This is a genomic window from Kitasatospora sp. NPDC036934 (assembly GCF_055608425.1).
Genome location: NZ_JBVJQR010000011.1, coordinates 121,010 through 137,316, shown reverse-complemented (window position 1 = coordinate 137,316; position 16,307 = coordinate 121,010). Strand labels below are relative to the sequence as shown.

At 71.5% G+C, this 16,307-nt stretch carries 16 protein-coding genes; all 16 read left to right on the top strand.

Features of this window, described 5'->3' with window-relative positions:
- The first annotated feature begins 193 nt into the window (after positions 1-193).
- The 16 genes from pgsA (at position 194) to ACZ7BZ_RS18545 (ending at position 16,226) form a co-directional block, all read left to right on the top strand.
- On the top strand, positions 194-841 hold the full coding sequence (gene pgsA / locus ACZ7BZ_RS18620; RefSeq protein ID WP_470359227.1) for a phosphatidylinositol phosphate synthase: 648 nt from the start codon (positions 194-196) through the stop codon (positions 839-841).
- Between the two features lie 15 nt (positions 842-856).
- Positions 857-1,822 carry a phosphatidylinositol mannoside acyltransferase gene (locus tag ACZ7BZ_RS18615; protein WP_470359226.1) on the top strand — a complete coding sequence of 322 codons (966 nt, stop codon included), beginning with the start codon at positions 857-859 and terminating at the stop codon, positions 1,820-1,822.
- A gap of 68 nt (positions 1,823-1,890) precedes the next feature.
- Positions 1,891-3,066 (top strand): glycosyltransferase family 4 protein, encoded by a 1,176-nt coding sequence (locus ACZ7BZ_RS18610; RefSeq protein WP_470359225.1) that lies wholly within the window; start codon positions 1,891-1,893, stop codon positions 3,064-3,066.
- A gap of 111 nt (positions 3,067-3,177) precedes the next feature.
- Positions 3,178-3,546: a 5-carboxymethyl-2-hydroxymuconate Delta-isomerase gene (locus tag ACZ7BZ_RS18605; protein ID WP_380462565.1), complete on the top strand. Its 369-nt coding sequence runs from the start codon at positions 3,178-3,180 to the stop codon at positions 3,544-3,546.
- 88 nt (positions 3,547-3,634) lie between these two features.
- Positions 3,635-4,135 (top strand): hypothetical protein, encoded by a 501-nt coding sequence (locus tag ACZ7BZ_RS18600; protein ID WP_465744838.1) that lies wholly within the window; start codon positions 3,635-3,637, stop codon positions 4,133-4,135.
- Between the two features lie 128 nt (positions 4,136-4,263).
- Positions 4,264-5,175 (top strand): pyridoxal 5'-phosphate synthase lyase subunit PdxS, encoded by a 912-nt coding sequence (pdxS, locus tag ACZ7BZ_RS18595; protein ID WP_380462564.1) that lies wholly within the window; start codon positions 4,264-4,266, stop codon positions 5,173-5,175.
- A 95-nt stretch (positions 5,176-5,270) separates the two neighbouring features.
- Positions 5,271-5,888 carry a pyridoxal 5'-phosphate synthase glutaminase subunit PdxT gene (gene pdxT / locus ACZ7BZ_RS18590; protein ID WP_380462563.1) on the top strand — a complete coding sequence of 206 codons (618 nt, stop codon included), beginning with the start codon at positions 5,271-5,273 and terminating at the stop codon, positions 5,886-5,888.
- Between the two features lie 89 nt (positions 5,889-5,977).
- Positions 5,978-6,736, top strand: a complete 759-nt coding sequence (locus ACZ7BZ_RS18585; RefSeq protein WP_470359224.1) for a YebC/PmpR family DNA-binding transcriptional regulator — start codon at positions 5,978-5,980, stop codon at positions 6,734-6,736.
- Between the two features lie 170 nt (positions 6,737-6,906).
- On the top strand, positions 6,907-7,476 hold the full coding sequence (gene ruvC / locus ACZ7BZ_RS18580; protein ID WP_380462561.1) for a crossover junction endodeoxyribonuclease RuvC: 570 nt from the start codon (positions 6,907-6,909) through the stop codon (positions 7,474-7,476).
- Entirely contained in the window at positions 7,473-8,084 is a 612-nt protein-coding gene (gene ruvA / locus ACZ7BZ_RS18575; RefSeq protein WP_470359223.1) for a Holliday junction branch migration protein RuvA, read from the top strand. The genes ruvC and ruvA overlap by 4 nt, the downstream gene beginning before the upstream one ends.
- Positions 8,085-8,202: 118 nt before the next feature.
- Positions 8,203-9,273 carry a Holliday junction branch migration DNA helicase RuvB gene (gene ruvB, locus ACZ7BZ_RS18570; protein WP_470359222.1) on the top strand — a complete coding sequence of 357 codons (1,071 nt, stop codon included), beginning with the start codon at positions 8,203-8,205 and terminating at the stop codon, positions 9,271-9,273.
- 259 nt (positions 9,274-9,532) lie between these two features.
- Positions 9,533-9,940 carry a preprotein translocase subunit YajC gene (gene yajC / locus ACZ7BZ_RS18565; protein WP_380462558.1) on the top strand — a complete coding sequence of 136 codons (408 nt, stop codon included), beginning with the start codon at positions 9,533-9,535 and terminating at the stop codon, positions 9,938-9,940.
- Positions 9,941-10,087: 147 nt separating this feature from the next.
- On the top strand, positions 10,088-11,932 hold the full coding sequence (gene secD, locus ACZ7BZ_RS18560; protein WP_470359221.1) for a protein translocase subunit SecD: 1,845 nt from the start codon (positions 10,088-10,090) through the stop codon (positions 11,930-11,932).
- A 4-nt stretch (positions 11,933-11,936) separates the two neighbouring features.
- The gene (gene secF, locus ACZ7BZ_RS18555) at positions 11,937-13,034 is read left to right on the top strand and encodes a protein translocase subunit SecF (protein WP_470359220.1); all 1,098 of its coding nucleotides are present in this window, start codon (positions 11,937-11,939) and stop codon (positions 13,032-13,034) included.
- A 27-nt stretch (positions 13,035-13,061) separates the two neighbouring features.
- Positions 13,062-13,613: an adenine phosphoribosyltransferase gene (locus ACZ7BZ_RS18550; RefSeq protein ID WP_470359219.1), complete on the top strand. Its 552-nt coding sequence runs from the start codon at positions 13,062-13,064 to the stop codon at positions 13,611-13,613.
- Between the two features lie 177 nt (positions 13,614-13,790).
- The gene (locus ACZ7BZ_RS18545) at positions 13,791-16,226 is read left to right on the top strand and encodes a RelA/SpoT family protein (protein ID WP_380461160.1); all 2,436 of its coding nucleotides are present in this window, start codon (positions 13,791-13,793) and stop codon (positions 16,224-16,226) included.
- Positions 16,227-16,307 lie beyond the last annotated feature (81 nt).

The window sequence follows — 16,307 nt, the reverse complement described above, 5'->3', positions numbered from 1 at the left end:
GCGTGTCGTGCGGGCGGCCGGTGACCGTACGTGTGGGGGGCGTTGCCGGGGTGCCCGTGCGGCGGTGCGTGCGACGGAGGGTGTCCCGGGCGTGGCTACGATGGGTGCGCCGGGCGTGCTCATTCGTCCGGCCGCCTGCCGCGCGTACTGCGCCAGGCGGGTACCCGGGAGAATCGGAGCGGCTGGGAAGGCCATGCTCAACAAATACGCGCGTGCCTTCTTCACACGTGTTCTGACCCCGTTCGCCGCGTTCCTGATCCGGCTGGGCGTGAGCCCGGACGCCGTGACGCTGATCGGTACCGCCGGTTCGGTGGCCGGTGCGCTGGTGTTCTTCCCGCGTGGGGAGTTCTTCTGGGGCACCATCACGATCACGCTGTTCATCTTCTCGGACCTGGTGGACGGGAACATGGCCCGGCAGCTGGGCCGGACCAGCAAGTGGGGGGCCTTCCTGGACTCCACGCTGGACCGGGTCGCGGACGCGGCGATCTTCGGCGGCCTGGCGATGTGGTACGCGGGCAAGGGCGACGACAACCTGCTGTGCGCGGTCGCGATCTTCTGCCTGGCCAGCGGTCTGGTGGTGTCGTACACCAAGGCGCGGGCGGAGAGCCAGGGCCTGCCGTGCGACGTGTCCGGGCTGGTGGAGCGGGCCGAGCGGCTGGTGATCAGCCTGGTCGCGGCCGGGGTGGCCGGCCTGCACACGTTCGGGGTGCCGTACGTGGAGTGGCTGCTGCCGGTGGCGCTGTGGCTGGTGGCGGCCGGCAGCCTGGTGACGGTGTTCCAGCGGATGCTGACCGTGCGCCGAGAGGCGTTCGAGGCCGACCGAGCGGCGGCCGGGAGCTGATGGGGGCGTCCTGCGGTGACGGACCGACTGGTGTACTGGGCCTACGCGCTGGGATGGGCGGTGCTGAAGCACCTGCCGGAGCCGGTGGCGCGGTGGCTGTTCGACCGGCTGGCGGACTACGCCTGGCGGCGTCGCGGTCCGCGGGTGCGGCAGTTGGAGGCGAACCTGCGCCGGGTCCGTCCGGGGCTGCACGAGGCGGCGCTGCGGCGGCTGTCGCGGGCCGGGATGCGCTCGTACCTGCGGTACTGGATGGAGTCCTTCCGGCTGCCGGTGTGGAGCCGGGAGAGGGTTCTGCGGGACGTCCGGATCGACGGCGTCGAGCATCTGAAGGAGTCGCTGGAGTCCGGGCGGGGCGTGGTGGTGGCGCTGCCGCACATGGGGAACTGGGACCTGGCGGGCACCTGGATAGCGCACCTGGGCCACCCGTTCACCACGGTCGCCGAGCGGCTGAAGCCGGAGCGGCTGTTCGACCGGTTCGTCGAGTTCCGGGAGGGCCAGGGCATGGAGGTCCTGGCGCTGACCGGTGGCGGGGTGAACGTGATCGGCACGCTGGCGCGGCGGCTGCGCGCGGGCAAGCTGGTCTGCCTGGTAGGGGACCGGGACCTCTCGGAGGCGGGCATCGAGGTGTCCTTCTTCGGCGAGGTGACCCGGATGCCGGCCGGCCCGGCGGCACTGTGCCAGCGCACCGGCGCGGCGCTGCTGCCGGCGACGCTCTGGTACGACGGCCCGGTGCTGCGCGGGACCATCCACCCGGAGGTGCCGGTGCCGGAGGAGGGCGACCGCAAGGCGCGGACGCTGGCGATGACCCAGGCCCTGGCGGACGTGTGGGAGCGCGGGATCAGCGAGCACCCGCAGGACTGGCACATGCTGCAGAAGTTCTGGCCGGCCGACCTGCCGTCGCGTGAGACGGTGGGGGGCGGCCGCGCCGCGGCGCGCCCCGGGGCGGCGCCGGAGCCGGCGGCCGAGGCCTCCGGGGCCTGAGCCCGGCCCGGAACACCTGAGTCCGGCCCGTAGCACCGCACGACCTTCCGAAGGAGCTTGAGGAACCCGTGAAGATCGGCATCGTCTGCCCGTACGACTGGGACGTCCCCGGCGGGGTGCAGTTCCACATCCGGGACCTCGCCGAGCACCTGATCGGCCTGGGGCACGAGGTGTCGGTGCTGGCGCCGGCCGAGGACGACGAGGCGCTGCCGCCGTACGTGGTCTCGGCCGGGCGGGCGGTGGCGGTGCCGTACAACGGGTCGGTGGCGCGGCTGAGCTTCGGCATCCTGTCGGCGGCCCGGGTGCGGCGGTGGCTGCGCGAGGGGCGCTTCGACATCCTGCACGTGCACGAGCCGGCCTCGCCGAGTCTGTCGATGCTGGCCGCGTGGTCGGCCACCGGGCCGATGGTGGGCACCTTCCACACCTCGAACCCGCGCTCGCGGGCGATGATCGCGGCCTCGCCGATCCTCCAGCCGGGGCTGGAGAAGATGCGGGCCCGGATCGCGGTGTCGGAGTACGCCCGGCGGACCCTGGTGGAGCACCTGGGCGGGGACGCGGTGGTGATCCCGAACGGCGTGGACGTCGGGTTCTTCGCGGACGCCGAGCCGGACGAGCGCTGGACCGGCGGCGCGGCGGCGGGGGAGCCGGGCACGATCGGCTTCATCGGCCGGATCAACGAGCCGCGCAAGGGCCTGCCGACGCTGCTGGCGGCGATGCCGCGGATCCTGGCCGAGCGGCCGGGGGTGCGGCTGCTGGTCGCGGGCAAGGGCGACGAGGAGGAGGCCGTGGCCGGCCTGGCGCCCGAGGTCCGCGAGCGGGTGGAGTTCCTCGGCATGGTCTCGGACCGGGAGAAGGCCCGGCTGCTGCGCAGCGTGGACCTGTACGTGGCGCCGAACACCGGCGGGGAGAGCTTCGGGATCATCCTGGTCGAGGCGATGTCGGCGGGCGCCCCGGTGCTGGCCAGCGACCTGGACGCGTTCAAGCAGGTGCTGGACGGCGGGGACGCCGGCGAGCTGTTCCCGGTGGAGGACGCGGACGCGCTGGCCCGTACCGCGCTGCGACTGTTGGGGGATCCGGGGCGGCTGGAGGAGCTGCGCAAGGCGGCCTCGCGGCACGTGCGGCGGTTCGACTGGTCGACGGTCGGGGCGGACATCCTGGCGGTGTACGAGACGGTGACGGCCGGGGCGGCGGCGGTGGTCGAGGAGGACGAGCGCAGCACTCCGAGCCGGAGGACCCGCCGCTGACGACAGCGAGGAGCGACCGGCTAGGGCCTGAGCGCCGGGGGCTTCTGCGGGGCCGGGTGTCGGTGGGGTTAGGGTCGGGCCGACCGCACCACCGACACCCATGGGGGAACGATGCCGCAGATCTCCGTCGACTACTCGTCCAGCCTGGCCGGGACCTTCGACCGCCGGGAGCTGGGCCTGGCGATCAACCGGCTGGCGGAGGAGACGATCGACGCGAAGCCGGAGTCCTGCAAGACGGTGTTCCGGCAGAGCGAGGAACTGGTGGTCGGCACCACCGGGGTGGTCGGTGACGCCCAGGTGTACGTCGAGTTCCAGATGTTCCCGGGCCGTACGCCGGAGGCGAAGGCGGCGCTGAGCGAGGGCGTGGTGGCGCTGCTGGCGCAGCACGTCCGGCCGCTGCCGGGGACCAGGCTGTTCACCGCGGTGAACATCGCGGACATCGACCGGGGCAGCTACCGCAACGGGACCGTACGGGGCTGACACCGGGCGGGGCGGCCGGTGACACCCGGTAACGTAGCGGCCCGTGACTACCTGGATCTGGGCCGGCGTGGCCGTGGTGCTGTTCGGCATGTACCTGAGTTGGACGGCCGGCCGCTTGGACCGGCTGCACGCCCGGATCGACGCCGCGCGGGCGGCGCTGGACGCGCAGCTGGTCCGCCGGGCCTCGGTGGCGATGGAGCTGGCGACGTCCTCGCTACTGGATCCGGCCACTTCACTACTGCTTCTGGACGCGGCGCACGCGGCCCGGCAGGCCGAGGACGAGCAGCGCGAGGTGGCGGAGAGTCAGCTCAGCCTGGCGCTGCGGGCGGTGTTCGAGGAGTCGGAACAGGTGGCCGCGCTGGTGGCCGAGCCGGGGGGCGAGGAGGCGGTTCGTGATCTGACGGCCGCCGTGCGGCGGGTGCCGATGGCCCGTCGGTTCCACAACGACGCGGTGCGGGCGGCCCGGGCGGTGCGGGAGCACCGGCTGGTGCGGTACTTCCGGTTGGCGGGCAAGGCGCCGTTCCCGATGGCCTTCGAGATGGACGATGCTCCGCCGCCCGCTCTTACGCCGGAGGGAGCACCTGCTTAGGCTGTCCCCGGATACGGCCCGAATGTCGCATCCCGTCGTCCGGGCTGGACTTGGTGGCGCATGGTTGGCCCACCCGTTCCGCCTACCATAGGGCGATAGCACTGGTTCATCTTCGAGTGAGGTCTCACGTGTCCACCACCCCCACCACCGCAGACCAGCCGCAGATCGGTACCGCCCGGGTCAAGCGCGGCATGGCCGAGCAGCTCAAGGGCGGTGTGATCATGGACGTGGTCAACGCCGAGCAGGCCAAGATCGCCGAGGACGCAGGCGCGGTGGCCGTCATGGCCCTGGAGCGGGTTCCGGCCGACATCCGCAAGGACGGCGGTGTGGCCCGCATGTCCGACCCGAACATGATCGAGGAGATCATCGAGGCGGTCTCCATCCCGGTGATGGCCAAGTCCCGGATCGGCCACTTCGTCGAGGCCCAGGTGCTGCAGTCGCTGGGTGTCGACTACATCGACGAGTCCGAGGTGCTGACCCCGGCCGACGAGGTCAACCACTCGGACAAGTTCGCCTTCACCACCCCGTTCGTCTGCGGCGCCACCAACCTGGGCGAGGCCCTGCGCCGCATCGCCGAGGGTGCGGCCATGATCCGCTCGAAGGGTGAGGCCGGCACCGGCAACGTCGTCGAGGCCGTCCGCCACCTGCGCCAGATCAAGAACGAGATCGCCAAGCTGCGCGGCTTCGACAACAACGAGCTGTACGCCGCCGCCAAGGAGCTGCGCGCCCCGTACGAGCTGGTCAAGGAGGTCGCCGAGCTCGGCAAGCTGCCGGTCGTGCTGTTCTCCGCCGGTGGCGTGGCCACCCCGGCCGACGCCGCGCTGATGCGCCAGCTGGGCGCCGAGGGCGTCTTCGTCGGCTCCGGCATCTTCAAGTCGGGCGACCCGGCCAAGCGCGCCGCCGCCATCGTGAAGGCCACCACCTTCTTCGACGACCCGAAGATCATCGCGGACGCCTCCCGCAACCTGGGCGAGGCCATGGTCGGCATCAACTGCGACACCCTGCCGGAGACCGAGCGCTACGCCAACCGCGGCTGGTAGTCGCCCCTCTCCGAGCCGGCCCGCCGCAGCGCTTCGGTGTGCGGCGGGCCGTGCCGCGTCCTTCCGTAGGTAACGATCGATTGAGGTTGAAGACCGTGAGCACTCCAGTCATCGGTGTCCTCGCCCTGCAGGGCGACGTTCGCGAGCACCTGGTGGCGCTGGCCGAAGCCGACGCGCTCGCCCGTCCGGTGCGTCGTGCCGAGGAGCTGGCCGAGGTCGACGCGCTGGTGATCCCCGGCGGGGAGTCCACCACCATGTCCAAGCTGGCGCTGCTGTTCGGCGTGATGGAGCCGGTGCGCGAGCGGGTCGCCGCCGGCATGCCGGTCTACGGCACCTGCGCGGGCATGATCATGCTGGCCGACAAGATCCTCGACGGCCGGGAGGACCAGGAGGCCGTCGGCGGCATCGACATGACGGTGCGCCGCAACGCCTTCGGCCGCCAGAACGAGTCCTTCGAGTCCGGCATCGCCTTCAAGGGCCTGGACGACGCCCCGGTGCACGGCGTGTTCATCCGCGCCCCCTGGGTCGAGGCGGTCGGCACGGGCGTCGAGGTGCTGGCCGAGCTGCCCGGCGCGGACGGCCCGGAGAGCCGGATCGTGGCCGTGCGCCAGGGCAACCTGCTGGCCACCTCGTTCCACCCGGAGCTCACCGGCGACCACCGGGTGCACGCCTACTTCGTGAAGATGGTCGAGGAGCACCTCGCCACCCGGTAGGCCCCGGTGTAGCCGTGTGCGCCCCACCGGTGACGACACCGGTAAGATCTCATCTGTTCATTTCCATTGGCGACGTAAAGGAGCTGGCGATGTCCGGCCACTCTAAGTGGGCTACCACCAAGCACAAGAAGGCCGTGATCGACGCCAAGCGCGGCAAGCTCTTCGCCAAGATGATCAAGAACATCGAGGTGGCGGCGAGGACCGGCGGGCCCGACCCGGCGGGCAACCCGACCCTCTACGACGCCATCCAGAAGGCGAAGAAGAGCTCGGTCCCGATCGACAACATCAACCGCGCCGTCAAGCGTGGTGGCGGTCTGGAGGCCGGCGGCGCCGACTACCAGACCATCATGTACGAGGGCTACGGCCCGAACGGTGTCGCCGTCCTGATCGAGTGCCTCACCGACAACCGCAACCGCGCGGCCTCCGACGTCCGCGTCGCGATGACCCGCAACGGCGGCTCGATGGCCGACCCGGGCTCGGTGTCGTACCTGTTCAACCGCAAGGGCGTCGTGGTCGTCCCCAAGGCTGACGGCGTGGACGAGGACAAGCTGTTCGAGGTCGTCCTCGACCAGGAGCCCGAGGAGATCAACGACCTCGGCGACTCCTTCGAGATCATCTCCGAGGCCTCCAAGATGGTCGCCGTCCGCACCGCGCTGGTGGACGCCGGCGTCGACTACGACTCGGCCGAGGCCAACTTCCTCCCGAGCATGCAGGTCGAGCTGGACGTCGACGGCGCCCGCAAGATCCTCAAGCTGATCGACGCGCTGGAGGACAGCGACGACGTGCAGAACGTCTTCGCCAACTTCGACATCTCCGACGAGGTCGGTGCGCAGCTCGACGCCGAGTAACGGTCCCCGGTGATCGTTCTCACTGCCCGGCCCGGTGGTCCCAGGACCGCCGGGCCGGTGTCGTCGGCGGGATTGTCGGACCCGGACGGTAGCCTTCGCAGGTCCTCGCCGTAAGTGGCGGGGCACCGGGGCGAGTGGCGGTGACGGGTCGCAGAGAGGCGGGGCGTGACGTGCGGGTGCTGGGTGTCGACCCGGGGCTGACCAGGTGCGGGGTCGGCGTGGTCGAGGGTGCGCCGGGCCGGCCGCTGCGGATGGCGGGGGTGGGCGTGGTGCGCACACCGGCCGACGCCGAGATCGGGCAACGGCTGCTGCTGGTCGAGCAGGGCCTGGAGGCCTGGCTGGACGAGCACCGGCCCGACCTGGTCGCGGTCGAGCGGGTCTTCGCCCAGCACAACGTCCGTACCGTGATGGGCACCGCCCAGGCGAGCGCGGTCGCGATGCTCTGCGCCACCCGGCGCGGCATCCCGGTCACCCTGCACACGCCCAGTGAGGTCAAGGCCGCCGTCACCGGCTCCGGCCGGGCGGACAAGGCGCAGGTCACGGCCATGGTGCAGCGTCTGCTGCGGCTGGACGCCCCGCCCAAGCCGGCTGACGCCGCCGACGCGCTGGCGCTGGCCATCTGCCACATCTGGCGCGGCGGGACGACCAACCGGCTGCAGGCCGCGGCGCAGGCCGCCGCCCAGGCAGCCCGCTCCACGGCCCCGAGGGGCTCCTTCTCCGTGAAAGGCAGTAGTCGGTGATCGCCTTCGTGCAAGGGCCGGTGGCGGCCATCTCCTCCGGTGTCGCGGTGGTCGAGGTCGGCGGGGTCGGCATGGCCGTCCAGTGCACCCCGAACACCCTGGCCGGCCTGCGGCTGGGCGAGCCGGCCCGGCTGGCGACCTCGCTGGTGGTCCGGGAGGACTCGCTGACCCTGTTCGGCTTCGCGGACGATGACGAGCGGTCGGTGTTCGAGATCCTCCAGGCCGCGCCGGGCGTCGGCCCCAAGCTGGCCCAGGCGATCCTCGGCGTGCACAGCCCCGACGCGCTGCGCGCCGCGGTGGCCGGCGGGGACGAGAAGGCGCTGGTCGCGGTGCCGGGCATCGGCAAGGCGAAGGCGGCCAAGCTGCTACTGGAGTACAAGGACAAGTTGGGCGCCCCGCACGGCGCGGTGCCCGCGCAGAAGCCGATCGCGAGCGGCCCGGCGCCGTGGAGCGAGCAGCTCCACTCGGCGCTGACCGGCCTCGGCTACGCCCCGCGTGAGGCGGACGAGGCGGTCGCGGCCGTCACCCCGGAGGCGGAGGCGCAGCAGACCACGGACGTCGGCGCGCTGCTGCGGCTCGCCCTGCGCGGCCTCAACCGGGCCCGCTGAATCCACCTGACGACCTGTCCGTTTGTCGACATCGTCGATATCGTCGACGCCGCCGGCACCCTCGACAGCATCGACGCCATCGACACCATCGACACCGGAGACTCTGGAGCCCGCGAGGATGTACGACTCGGAACCCGCCGACCGGCTGGTCACGGCCGCCGCCGACGGCGAGGACCAGGCGGTCGAGGCCGCGCTGCGCCCCAAGCTGCTGGACGAGTTCATCGGCCAGGAGCGGGTGCGCGAGCAGTTGTCCCTGGTGCTCCAGGCGGCCCGCAAGCGCGGCAGCGCGCCGGACCACGTGCTGCTGAGCGGGCCGCCCGGGCTGGGCAAGACCACCCTGTCCATGATCATCGCCGCCGAGCTGGGCGCCCCGATCCGGATCACCTCCGGCCCGGCCATCCAGCACGCGGGGGACCTCGCGGCGATCCTCTCCTCGCTCACCGAGGGTGAGGTGCTCTTCCTCGACGAGATCCACCGGATGTCCCGGCCGGCCGAGGAGATGCTCTACATGGCCATGGAGGACTTCCGGGTCGACGTGATCGTCGGCAAGGGCCCGGGTGCCACCGCCATCCCGCTGGAGCTGCCGCCCTTCACCCTGGTCGGCGCCACCACCCGGGCCGGGCTGCTGCCGCCGCCGTTGCGCGACCGCTTCGGCTTCACCGGGCACATGGAGTTCTACGCCCCGGCCGAGCTGCAGAAGGTGGTGCACCGCTCGGCCGCGCTGCTGGACGTGGAGATAGACCCGGCCGGCGCGGCCGAGATCGCGGGGCGCTCGCGGGGCACCCCGCGCATCGCCAACCGGCTGCTGCGCCGGGTCCGCGACTACGCGCAGGTCCGCCACGACGGGGTGGTCACCGTCGGGATCGCCGCCCAGGCGCTGGACGTCTACGAGGTGGACGCCCGCGGTCTGGACCGGCTGGACCGCGCGGTGCTGGACGCGCTGCTGCGGCTGTTCGGCGGCGGTCCGGTCGGTTTGTCGACACTGGCGGTCGCGGTGGGGGAGGAGTCCGAGACGGTCGAGGAGGTGGCCGAGCCGTTCCTGGTCCGGGAGGGGCTGCTGGCCCGCACCCCGCGCGGGCGGATCGCCACCGCCGCCGCCTGGCAGCACTTCGGGATGACCCCACCGGTCCAGACCACTCGTGGCAGTGTGCCGTCCCAGCCGGAGCTGTTCCCGCCGGACGCGGGTTGACCGCTCTCGGCTGAACGGGTGAGAGGTGGCGGCCGTTCCCGGCTCCTCCCGGCGCTGTGCCCCTTGGAGGAGGCGGGGGAGAAGTCCGGGGAATCCGTGCAGGCGGAGGGTCGCCACTTTCGGCGGCAGGATGCGATGCTTGGCGTTGTCCGATCAGTTCGGGGTCGCCTAGACTCCGCCGGACCGCCCCTCTCACCTGACGGGCCGACCCATACCACACAGGCCGCCGGCCGGCGGCCCGTAAAGGACCCTGGCTGCAGTGAACCTCATCATCCTTCTCCTCCCGATCATCGCGATCGTGCTCATGTTCCGGTCGCAGAAGAAGCGCCAGGCGCAGACTCAGCAGATGCAGTCCGCGCTGGAGCCCGGGGCGGGGGTGCGCACCATCGGCGGCCTGTACGCCCAGGTGAAGGCGGTCAACGACGAGACCGTTGAGCTGGAGATCGCGCCCGGCGTGATCACCCACTTCACGAAGAGCGCCATCGCGGCCGTCCTGGACCCCCAGGAGTACGACGCGATCATCAACGGTCGCCCCGCCGACGACGAGCTGTCCGAGCCGGAGGCCGAGGACGCCGACGCCGCGCCGGTCGAGGACAAGCCGCTGACGCTCACCAAGGACAGCGCCGAGAAGGGCGATGTCGAGGGCGGGGCTCCCGCGAGCAAGTAGTACGGCCGGGTAATCCGCCCGGCCGCGCGGCACACTGCCGCGAGCCCACAGGACCTCAGGGCCGCACACCCGCCATGCCCCCGTCCCGCCACGAGCCGGACGGGGGTCCGGTCGGGAAAGTGGCATGGACAGGGAGAAACGAGCAAGGTGGCAACACCCAAGTCGCGCCCGCGCGACGGCTACCCAGGGCGGGCGCTGGCCCTCATCCTGGTCGTCACCGTCGGACTGGTCGCCCTCATGTTCGGGACGGGCAGCACCAAGCCCCGGCTCGGTATCGACCTCGCCGGCGGCACCAGCATCACGCTGACCGCGAAGTCGAAGGACCCCAAGGCGATCAACAAGTCCAGCATGGACATCGCCGTCGGGATCATCGAGCGCCGCGTCAACGGAATGGGTGTCTCCGAGGCGGAGGTCCAGACCCAGGGCTCGGACACGATCATCGTGAACATCCCCAAGGGCGGCGACAAGCAGAACGCGGCGGACCAGGTCGGTACCACCGCCAAGCTGTTCTTCCGTCCGGTCCTGGCCGTGGCGCCCAGCGGTGTGACCCCGCCCGCGCCCACCGGCTCCCCGTCCGCCGGCGCCTCGGGCACCCCGAACGCCGCTCCGTCGGGCAGTGCCACCGCCTCCCCCGGTGCGAGCTCCTCCGCGAGCCACGCGCCCACCGCCTCCGCCAGCGCGAGCGCCACCAAGCAGGGCCGCTCCGTCGGTGAGGCGCTGGCCGCCGAGGGCTCCAGCCCGAGCCCCGCCGCCACCGGCGTCAGCGGCAGCCCGTCCGCCACCGGCTCGGCCGCCCCGTCGGCCTCCGGCGCGCCGAGCGCCCAGCCCACCCAGCCGAGCGCCGCCGACCTGACCGCGGCGATGACCCAGGGCACCGTCCCGCCGGAGCTGCAGGCCGCGTTCGCCGACCTCGACTGCACCAAGCCGGACGCCCGCGCGGCCCAGACCGCCGCCGACGACAAGGCGATGGTCGCCTGCTCGCAGAAGCCCGCGAAGGGCGGCTACTACGAGAAGCTGGCCCTCGGCCCCGTCGCGGTGAAGGGCTCGGACGTCTCCAAGGCCCAGCCCAGCCTCGACACCCAGACCGGTGCCGGCTGGCAGGTCCAGCTGCAGTTCAACGGCACCGGCACCGACGCCTTCACCAAGATCACCACCCAGCTGGCCGCCCAGACCCCGCCGACCAACCAGTTCGCCATCGTGCTGGACAACCAGGTCGTCTCGCACCCGCAGGTCAACGGTGCGATCCCGGGCGGTAGCGCGGTCATCACCGGCCAGTTCACCCAGCCCGAGGCGCAGGACCTCTCCAACGTGCTGAGCTACGGCGCGCTGCCGCTGGAGTTCCAGAAGGGCGACATCACCACCGTCTCCCCGGCGCTGGGCAGCGACCAGCTGAAGGCCGGCCTGGTCGCCGGCGCGATCGGCATGCTGCTGGTGGTCGCCTACTCGCTGATCTACTACCGCGGCCTCGGCCTGGTCTCGATCGCCGGTCTGATCGTCTCGGCGATCCTGACCTACTCGCTGATGAGCCTGCTCGGCAACGCGATCGGCTTCGCGCTGAACCTGCCGGCGGTCTGCGGTGCGATCGTCGCGATCGGTATCACCGCCGACTCCTTCATCGTGTACTTCGAGCGCATCCGCGACGAGGTCCGCGAGGGCGCCCCGCTGCGCCCGGCGGTCCAGCGGGCCTGGCCGCGGGCCCGGCGCACCATCCTGGTCTCGGACTTCGTGTCCTTCCTCTGCGCCGCGGTGCTCTACGTGGTCTCGGTCGGCAAGGTCCAGGGCTTCGCGTTCACCCTGGGCCTGACCACCGCGCTGGACGTCGTGGTGATCTTCCTGTTCACCAAGCCGCTGATCACGCTGCTGGCCCGCCGGAAGTTCTTCTCCGACGGCCACCCGTGGTCCGGTGTGGACCCGAAGCGGCTGGGCGCCCGCCCGCCGCTGCGCAGCAGCCGTCGTCGCAACCCCTCCTCTGCCGCCGTGAAGGAGGCCTGACACCGTGTCGCGCTTCTCCAATCTGGGCCACCGGCTCTACCAGGGCGAGGTCAGCTTCGACTTCGTCGGGCGCCGCAAGCTCTGGTACTCCATCTCCGGCGTGATCGTGCTGGTCGCGGCGATCGGTCTGGCCATGGGCCTGCACCTGGGCATCGAGTTCAAGGGCGGTTCGGTCTACACCGTGACCAAGCCGGGCCTGACGGTCTCGCAGGCGCAGGACACCGCCGACGGGATCGTCTCCTCGCACCCGCTGGTGCAGTCGACGGACAACAACAAGATCCGCATCCAGGTCAGCACCGACGAGCAGAAGAGCTCGGACGAGATCCGCTCGCAGCTCTCGCAGAAGCTCGGCGTGCCGCTGGACACCGTCGAGGCCCAGGTGATCGGCCCCAGCTGGGGCAAGCAGATCTCCAACAAGGCGCTCACCGGCCTGGTCGTCTTCATGGTCCTGGTGACGGTCTACCTGGCGATCGCCTTCGAGTGGCGGATGGCACTGGCCGCCCTGGTCGCGCTGATCCACGACCTCCTGATCACCATCGGCGTCTACGCCCTGGTGGGCTTCGAGGTCACCCCCGGTACGGTGATCGGCTTCCTGACGATCCTCGGGTACTCGCTCTACGACACGGTCGTCGTCTTCGACACCGTGAAGGAGAACGCCAAGGGGCTCACCAAGCAGAACAAGCTCACCTACAGCGAGGCGGCCAACGCGGGCCTCAACCAGACCCTGGTGCGCTCGCTCAACACCACCGTGGTGGCGCTGCTGCCGGTCGCCGCGCTGCTGTTCATCGGTGGCGGCCTGCTGGGCGCCGGCACCCTGAACGACATCTCGCTCGCGCTGTTCATCGGCCTCGCGGCCGGTGCCTACTCCTCGATCTGCGTCGCCACCCCGCTGCTGGCGCAGCTCAAGGAGGAGCAGCCGGAGATGAAGGCGCTGCGCAAGCGCGTCCTGCAGCACCGGGCTGCGGCCGCCAAGGCGGAGGCCTCGGGCGAGGCGGCGACGGACGCGGCCGTGGAGGACGACCAGCCTGCGGGTATGGTCGGTCAGCGCGGTCGCGCGGCCGGCACCCCGCGTGCCAAGGGCCGTCCGTCCACCAAGCGCTGATCCGAACCCGACCCTGAGGACAGAACCGTGACCACCGCCGACATCGCACTGGCCGAGCTGCTGAACAGCCGGATCCGGGACGTCCCGGACTACCCGAAGCCGGGTGTGCTGTTCAAGGACATCGCGCCGCTGCTCGCCGACGCCGAGGCCTTCGGCGCCCTCACCAGGGCGCTGGCCGACCGGGCGCAGCTGCTCGGGGCGACCAAGGTGGTGGGCCTGGAGGCGCGCGGCTTCGTGCTGGCGGCTCCGGCGGCCTTCGCGGCCGGGCTCGGCTTCGTGCCGATCCGCAAGCAGGGAAAGCTGCCCGGCGAGGTGTTCCGGCGCTCGTACGAGCTGGAGTACGGCTCGGCGACGCTGGAGGTGCAGTGCGACGCCTTCGCGCCGGGTGAGCGGGTGCTGGTGGTGGACGACGTGCTGGCCACCGGTGGCACCATCGGAGCCTCGCTGGACCTGGTGAAGGAGGCGGGCGCCGAGCTGGCGGGCGTCGTGGTGCTGATGGAGCTGGGCTTCCTGGACGGCCGCGAGCGGTTGGCCGGGCACCTGGGCGACGCTCCGCTGGAGACGCTGGTCACGGTCTGAAGCGCATGACGGAAGGGCGGCGGTCGGATCATCCGACCGCCGCCCTTCCGCTTCCGGGCCCGGCCGGATGAACGGCGGGCCGCCCGGCTCGGTACCATGAAGATTCATCCCCTTCCGGTTGCGCCCGGACCGTACGGGCCTCGGCAGGGGTCGGCCCCGGTGCCCCGAGGAGTGTCCTTGCCCGACGAGGTTGTGCCCACGGCCGCAGCGGCCGCCCCCGAAGACCGCCCCACGCCCTCGGGGGCCACCCCGGCACGCCCGACACCGACCTCCTCGCGCCAGCTCCCCCCGCTCGGCCGCGGCTCCGGCACCGGCGGTGGGATGCGCGCCCGACTGGCCCGCCTCGGCGGTCAGCGCTCCAGCGTGCTCAACCCCGTTCTGGAGCCGCTGTTCCGCTCGATCCGGGCGAACGACCCCAAGGCCGACCCGGCGCTGCTGCGCGACATCGAGCGTGCCTACGCCGTCGCCGAGAAGTGGCACCGCGGGCAGAAGCGGAAGAGCGGCGACCCGTACATCACCCACCCGCTGGCCGTCGCGACCATCCTGGCCGAGCTGGGCATGGACGCCCCCACGCTGATGGCCGGGCTGCTGCACGACACCGTCGAGGACACCGACTACGGCCTGGAGACCCTGCGCAAGGACTTCGGCGACTCGGTGGCCCTGCTGGTCGACGGCGTCACCAAGCTGGACCGGGTCAAGTTCGGCGAGGCCGCGCAGGCCGAGACGGTCCGCAAGATGGTCGTGGCGATGGCCAAGGACCCCCGGGTCCTGGTGATCAAGCTGGCCGACCGCCTGCACAACATGCGCACGATGCGCTACCTCAAGCGGGAGAAGCAGGAGAAGAAGGCCCGCGAGACGCTGGAGATCTACGCCCCGCTGGCGCACCGGCTGGGCATGAACACCATCAAGTGGGAGCTGGAGGACCTCGCCTTCGCGATCCTCTACCCCAAGATGTACGACGAGATCGTCCGGCTGGTCGCCGAGCGCGCCCCCAAGCGGGACGAGTACCTGGCGACCGTGATCGACCAGGTCCAGGCGGACCTGCGCGGCGCCCGGATCACCGCCTCCGTCACCGGCCGGCCGAAGCACTACTACTCGGTCTACCAGAAGATGATCGTCCGCGGCCGGGACTTCGCGGAGATCTACGACCTGGTGGGCATCCGGGTCCTGGTCGACACCGTCCGCGACTGCTACGCGGCGCTGGGCACCATCCACGCGCGGTGGAACCCGGTGCCGGGGCGGTTCAAGGACTACATCGCGATGCCCAAGTTCAACATGTACCAGTCGCTGCACACCACGGTGATCGGTCCCGGCGGCAAGCCCGTCGAACTCCAGATCCGCACCTTCGACATGCACCGGCGGGCCGAGTACGGCATCGCCGCGCACTGGAAGTACAAGCAGCGGGCCGTCGCCGGGGCCTCCAAGGTCCGCACCGACACCCCGACCCAGGTCCGCAAGGACGACAAGGCCGGCGCCGTCAACGAGATGGCCTGGTTGCGGCAGCTGCTGGACTGGCAGAAGGAGACCGCCGACCCGGGCGAGTTCCTGGAGTCGCTGCGCTTCGACCTGGCCAGCAACGAGGTCTTCGTCTTCACCCCCAAGGGCGACGTGATAGCCCTGCCGGCCGGCGCCACCCCGGTGGACTTCGCCTTCGCGGTGCACACCGAGGTCGGCTACCGGACCATAGGGGCCCGGGTCAACGGACGGCTGGTGCCGCTGGAGTCGACCCTGGAGAACGGCGACACCGTCGAGGTGTTCACCTCCAAGGCGGAGAACGCCGGCCCCTCCCGGGACTGGCTGGGCTTCGTCAAGTCCCCGCGCGCCCGCAACAAGATCCGCGCCTGGTTCTCCAAGGAGCGCCGCGAGGAGGCGATCGAGCACGGCAAGGAGGCGATCGTCCGGGCGATGCGCAAGCAGGGCCTGCCGATCCAGCGGATCCTGACCGGCGACTCGCTGGTCACCCTGGCCCACGAGATGCGCTACCCCGACATCTCCTCGCTGTACGCCGCCATCGGCGAGGGGCACGTCGCCGCGCAGAACATCGTCCAGAAGCTGGTCCAGGCGCTCGGCGGCGAGGAGGGCGCCACCGAGGACCTCGCCGAGACGGCCACCCCGACCCACGACAACCGCCGGGCGGTGCGCCGCCGGGCCAAGGGCGACCCGGGTGTGATCGTCAAGGGCGTCGAGGACGTCTGGGTCAAGCTGTCCCGCTGCTGCACCCCGGTGCCGGGCGACCCGATCGTCGGCTTCGTCACCCGCGGCAACGGCGTCTCGGTGCACCGCGCCGACTGCGTCAACGTCGAGTCGCTGAGCCAGCAGCCCGAGCGGATGATCGACGTCGAGTGGGCGGCCACCCAGTCCTCGGTCTTCCTGGTGGCCATCCAGGTCGAGGCGCTGGACCGCTCCCGGCTGCTCTCGGACGTCACCCGGGTGCTCTCCGACCAGCACGTCAACATCCTGTCGGCGGCGGTCCAGACCTCCCGGGACCGGGTGGCGATGAGCCGCTTCACCTTCGAGATGGGCGACCCCAAGCACCTGGGCCACGTGCTCAAGGCGGTGCGCGGCGTCGAGGGCGTGTACGACGTCTACCGGGTCACCTCGGCCCGCAAGTGAGGCGCGGCGCCGACAGCCCCGGCGCATGAGGAAGGCCCCCGGGGAGCACCCCGGGGGCCTTCGCCGTTCAGCGGGCCGGTG

Excerpts from the sequence above, each read along its gene's own strand:
- pgsA (WP_470359227.1), top strand. The coding sequence starts at position 194 with ATGCTCAACAAATACGCGCGTGCCTTCTTCACACGTGTTCTGACCCCG.
- ruvB (WP_470359222.1), top strand. The coding sequence starts at position 8,203 with ATGTACGACTCGGAACCCGCCGACCGGCTGGTCACGGCCGCCGCCGAC.
- ACZ7BZ_RS18605 (WP_380462565.1), top strand. The coding sequence starts at position 3,178 with ATGCCGCAGATCTCCGTCGACTACTCGTCCAGCCTGGCCGGGACCTTC.
- ACZ7BZ_RS18600 (WP_465744838.1), top strand. The coding sequence starts at position 3,635 with ATGTACCTGAGTTGGACGGCCGGCCGCTTGGACCGGCTGCACGCCCGG.
- ACZ7BZ_RS18585 (WP_470359224.1), top strand. The coding sequence starts at position 5,978 with ATGTCCGGCCACTCTAAGTGGGCTACCACCAAGCACAAGAAGGCCGTG.